Raw genomic sequence first — 3,312 nt, 5'->3', positions numbered from 1 at the left:
TAATTGGTTCAAGGGCCGATGCTGACGGAGAGATTGTTTATTAATCTCAAGTCAGGGTTCACCACCGCCTTCAGACGGTCGTCAGCTGTGAGCGTGTAAACAGGCACAGAGGCAGAAGGCAGAAGGCACAGAGTAAAAGGTAATAAAGAAATTCAATATGAAGAAGTTTCAGCACTCAAGGACTGTCGATGTGGTTGGTGCTTGTATTTTTACACTTTGTGCCTTCTGCCTCTGTGCCTCACTTCAACGACTTCAGTCGAAAGTCGTTGAAGTTTGTTATAATTCTACGCTATCAAAACGATTTTCAGTATGTCAAGGCGGTTTATAGCTGATGGATCTGGAAACGATAGTACAGGAAATAGAGAATATCTTTGCTCCGGGCGGCATCCTTGCCCAGCGATTGCCGGGATATGAATTAAGGGCGGGGCAGCTTGAAATGGCCCGGGCCGTGGCTACGGCGCTGGACGGTGGGGCGCTTGCGGTGGAAGCCGGCACCGGAATCGGCAAGACCCTGGCCTATCTGGTTCCGGCGGTGCTTTGCGGCAGGAAGATTGTGGTTTCCACCGGCACCTTGAATCTGCAGGACCAAATCCTCCAGAAGGAAATCCCTTTTATCAGGGAACACATTGCGCCCCATCTTCAATCCGTCTGCGTCAAGGGCAGACAGAATTATCTCTGTCTTTATCGCTGGAAGCAGCATGCCGTATCCCGGCAAAGTCATCTTTTTGCCGACGATGATTTCGGGGTCGACCGGGTTCGAGACTGGCTTTCCGAGACCGAAACCGGTGACCGGGCCGAACTCCACTGGTTGCCCGACGATTCGCCTTTCTGGCACGCGGTAAGTTCTTCAACCAGTAAATGCCTTGGCATTCACTGCCCGGAAGGACCGTCCTGTTTTATCAATAAACTGCGCCGCACAGCCGGCAAAGCGGATATCCTGATTGTCAATCATCATCTTTTCTTTTCCGATCTGGCCTTGCGGCGTTTTGGCTTTGCAGAGGTCCTGCCCCGCTATGAATCGGTAATTTTCGACGAAGCGCATCATCTGGAAAACGTCGCCACCCGGTACTTCGGAACTTCCTTCAGCCAGTATCAATTACTGGATCTGGTGCAGGATATTGAAAAAACAGCAGAGGAGCGGCTGCCGGATAGAGACCGGGCGCGGATAATTCAGCTGGCCCGGGCCCTGGCTTCCGAGGCGGAAACCTTTGCCGGGATATTCCCCAGGGAAAAGGGAAGATTCCCGCTGCTTGAATTTATCGAATCATCCGCCTCCTGGGAGTCTGCCGTCAATGCCCTTGCCGACAGATTTGCCGGGTTGTCCCTGGAGCTTGAAAAGCTTGAGCCGGTGAGCGACATCTGGACCGGCATGGTGAGGCGGGCGCAGGATTTGTATAACTCTCTTGAGACTATACACGAAGGGCTGGACAGCGCCTCGGTTTACTGGTTTGAACGAAGGGAGCGGACCATTGCTCTATCCGCCTCCCCCATTGAAGTCGCTCCCCTGCTTCAGGAGCATTTTTTCGGACAGGTGAGAAGCGTCGTCTTTACCTCGGCGACCCTCACCACCGGCGGCGATTTCAGCTATTTTTCAAACCGGCTTGGGCTGCCCGATGAAACCGAATATCTGGAACTGAAAACTCCGTACGACTGGCAGGGCAAGACCCTGCTCTATGTCCCGGAAAACAGCTTTCCGCAACCGGGCAGCCCTTTGTTTCAGGAAAAGGCCCAGAAAAGAATCCATGAAATTATCCAGGCAGTGGGCGGCAGGGCACTGGTGCTTTTCACCAGTCAGAGCGCCATGCTGGCCACCAGGGATTTTCTGGAGGGGCAGCTTGATTTTCCATTGTTTATGCAGGGTGAAGCGCCGCGGTCGGTTCTGCTGGAGATGTTCAAGAAGGAAACCCACTCCGTTCTGCTGGCGGTTGCCAGTTTCTGGGAGGGAGTGGACGTTCCCGGAGAGGCCTTGAGTGCGGTAATTATTGACAAGCTTCCATTTGAAGTTCCAAGCGACCCGGTGATCATGGCCCGGGTCAACAGGGTCAAGGAAGAGGGGGGAAATCCATTTATGGATTTTCAGGTGCCGCGGGCCATTCTCACTTTGCGACAGGGGCTGGGAAGGTTGCTGCGTTCTGCCTCCGACAATGGTATACTGGCGGTTCTTGATGTTCGATTATTCACCAAGCAGTACGGCGGCATCTTCCGTAAAAGTCTGCCACCCAGCACTGTAACCCGTGATGTTGATGATTTAAGACTGTTTTTTTCGGAGGATTAACACTTTGGATCGTGAGACATTGCTGGCAAATCTGAAACCGGTGGCCGGCAGAATTGACCAGGTCATGCGTGATGATCTTGCCACCCTTGAAGGCTCGTTGCTTTCCGAGGTTCTTGAGCATGCGATATTTAACGGCGGCAAGCGGGTGCGACCGCTGCTCACTGTGCTGGCTGCGCGCCTGGCGGGCGGGCCGGCAATCAAGGACCGAGAGGCTGAGATATACCGGCTGGCCATGGTTTTTGAATATCTGCATGCCGCCAGCTTGCTGCATGATGATGTTATCGATCGTGCAGAGCAGCGTCGGGGCCAGGATACGGCCAACCGGATCTGGGGCAATACGCCGGTAATCCTTGCCGGGGATTATCTCCATGCCCGTGCCATGCTTCTTGCCGGAGAAATCGGCGGGGTGGAATGTCTTGAGCTGGTGGGCAGGGCAACGGCGAATATGGTTGAAGCGGAATTCCTGCAGATGAAAAACGCCGAAGAACGGGACGGTTCTGCGGAACGATATTTTGCCGTGCTGCAGGGGAAAACCGCAGCCCTGATTATCGCTGCATGCGAAGTGGGGGTGATCATTGCCGGAGGGGATGCCATCCAGCAGGCAGCGTTGCGGCTTTACGGCACCAACCTCGGACTGGCATTCCAGGTTGTCGACGACCTGTTGGATTATCTCGGAGATCCCGGCAAGACCGGCAAGGTTGTGGGTAATGATTTTGTGGAGGGAAAGATCACACTGCCGCTGATTCATGCCCTTGAGAAGGTTGACAGCAAGGACCGTATCCGGTGCCTGGCGCTTCTGGAAAAGACCCCGGAGGAACGGGCTGCAGGCATCCCCTGGATACAATCCATGATCAAGGGCTCCGGCGGGTTTGAAAGCGCCAGAAAACAGGCTGAAGAAATGATTGCCCAGGCAACAGCTGCCTTGCATATATTTGCCGATTCTCCGGAAAAGAACATACTTGTGGGGCTTGCAGGATATGTGCTGACAAGAGAGAAATAGTGCTGAGTGTTGAGTGTTGAGTGCTGAGTGTGGAGTG

The 3,312-nt window shown here is 54.0% G+C and carries 2 protein-coding genes; both read left to right on the top strand.

From position 1 onward, the window contains the following. The first annotated feature begins 358 nt into the window (after positions 1-358). Positions 359-2,275 (top strand): ATP-dependent DNA helicase, encoded by a 1,917-nt coding sequence (locus KKE17_00630; GenBank protein ID MBU1708487.1) that lies wholly within the window; start codon positions 359-361, stop codon positions 2,273-2,275. A gap of 64 nt (positions 2,276-2,339) precedes the next feature. Next, on the top strand, positions 2,340-3,275 hold the full coding sequence (locus KKE17_00625) for a polyprenyl synthetase family protein (GenBank protein MBU1708486.1): 936 nt from the start codon (positions 2,340-2,342) through the stop codon (positions 3,273-3,275). Positions 3,276-3,312 lie beyond the last annotated feature (37 nt).

Source organism: Pseudomonadota bacterium (assembly GCA_018823135.1).
Lineage (GTDB): Bacteria > Desulfobacterota > Desulfobulbia > Desulfobulbales > CALZHT01 > JAHJJF01.
Note: the sequence above shows the minus strand (reverse complement) of the source record. Positions and strands in the feature narration are given on the sequence as shown.

Excerpts from the sequence above, each read along its gene's own strand:
- KKE17_00625 (MBU1708486.1), top strand. The coding sequence starts at position 2,340 with ATGCGTGATGATCTTGCCACCCTTGAAGGCTCGTTGCTTTCCGAGGTT.